Raw genomic sequence first — 1,358 nt, 5'->3', positions numbered from 1 at the left:
CGTTGCACTGCCCGACACTATCGCCGCGATTGAAACTCTCGTTCGGCAGCGCAGCAACGGGGCCTTTATAATGCGCGTCTGATACCCATCTATGACGGCATCCCGGTCAACCCGGATCGTACGGCGAGCCCTACCCCGCCCGCCGCGGCCGCCTTTTACGGATTCGCACATGTCCACGCCCAAACACGCCAAAGTCCTGATTCTCGGTTCCGGCCCCGCCGGCTACACGGCTGCCGTCTACGCGGCACGCGCCAACCTGTCCCCGGTGCTGATCACCGGCATCGCGCAGGGCGGCCAGCTGATGACCACGACCGACGTCGAAAACTGGCCGGCAGACGCGAAAGGCGTGCAGGGTCCGGAGCTGATGGCGCGCTTCCTCGAGCACGCCGAGCGCTTCAACACCGAAATCATCTTCGATCACATCCACACCGCGAAGCTGCACGAGCAGCCGATCCGCCTGATCGGCGACTCGGGCGAATACACGTGCGACTCGCTGATCATCGCGACCGGCGCGTCCGCGCAGTATCTCGGCCTGCCGTCCGAAGAATTGTTCATGGGCAAGGGCGTGTCGGCCTGCGCGACCTGCGACGGCTTCTTCTATCGCGGCCAGGAAGTCGCGGTGATCGGCGGCGGCAACACGGCCGTCGAGGAAGCGCTCTACCTGACCGGTATCGCGAAGAAGGTCACGGTGATCCACCGCCGCGACAAGTTCCGCGCGGAGCCGATCCTGATCGACCGCCTGCTGGAGAAGGAAAAGGAAGGCGCCGTCGTGATCAAGTGGGATCACGTGCTCGACGAAGTGACGGGCGAAGATTCGGGCGTCACGGGCCTGCGCATCAAGAACGTGAAGACGGGCGCGACGGAAGATCTCGCCGTGCAAGGCGTGTTCGTCGCGATCGGCCACAAGCCGAACACCGACCTGTTCCAGGGCCAGCTCGAGATGAAGGACGGCTACATCCTGACGAAGAGCGGCCTGCACGGCAACGCGACGTCGACGAGCGTCGCCGGCGTGTTCGCCGCGGGCGACGTGCAGGACAACGTGTACCGCCAGGCGATCACCAGCGCCGGCACGGGCTGCATGGCCGCGCTCGACGCGCAGCGCTACCTCGAAAGCCTGCACGACAAGAAGTAAGCCGCGAGACCTGTCGCGCCGGGCGCTACAATGGCGTCCGCTGCCGCGATGCGGGTCTGGCCGGACAAGCCGCTGCCGCCGTGCAGCGGCTTTTTTTTGCCCGCGCGCCCGAACGCGCCTGCCCTGCGTACCGAATCATGGCGAAGAACCAGCCCCATCCGAGCGATCCCGCGAAGCGGCAGATCGCCGCCCGTCCCGCGAACCCCGCGCCCGTCGCGCCGGAGCT

The 1,358-nt window shown here is 66.3% G+C and carries 2 protein-coding genes; one reads left to right on the top strand and one right to left on the bottom strand.

The window, feature by feature from the left end:
* The first annotated feature begins 169 nt into the window (after positions 1-169).
* Complete coding sequence (gene trxB / locus G3O00_RS42605; RefSeq protein WP_041492769.1) at positions 170-1,132, top strand: thioredoxin-disulfide reductase; 963 nt, start codon at positions 170-172, stop codon at positions 1,130-1,132.
* On the opposite strand, the gene G3O00_RS42600 is transcribed toward trxB, so the two are convergent.
* Positions 1,102-1,358, bottom strand: a 257-nt coding sequence (locus G3O00_RS42600) for a hypothetical protein (RefSeq protein ID WP_206146587.1), incomplete at its 5' end; no start/stop codon positions are given. The genes trxB and G3O00_RS42600 overlap by 31 nt on opposite strands.

Source organism: Burkholderia sp. Ac-20384 (genome assembly GCF_017104605.1).
Classification (GTDB): domain Bacteria; phylum Pseudomonadota; class Gammaproteobacteria; order Burkholderiales; family Burkholderiaceae; genus Burkholderia; species Burkholderia lata.
Note: the sequence above shows the minus strand (reverse complement) of the source record. Positions and strands in the feature narration are given on the sequence as shown.

Coding starts and splice junctions, on each gene's coding strand:
- trxB (WP_041492769.1), top strand. CDS start 170: ATGTCCACGCCCAAACACGCCAAAGTCCTGATTCTCGGTTCCGGCCCC.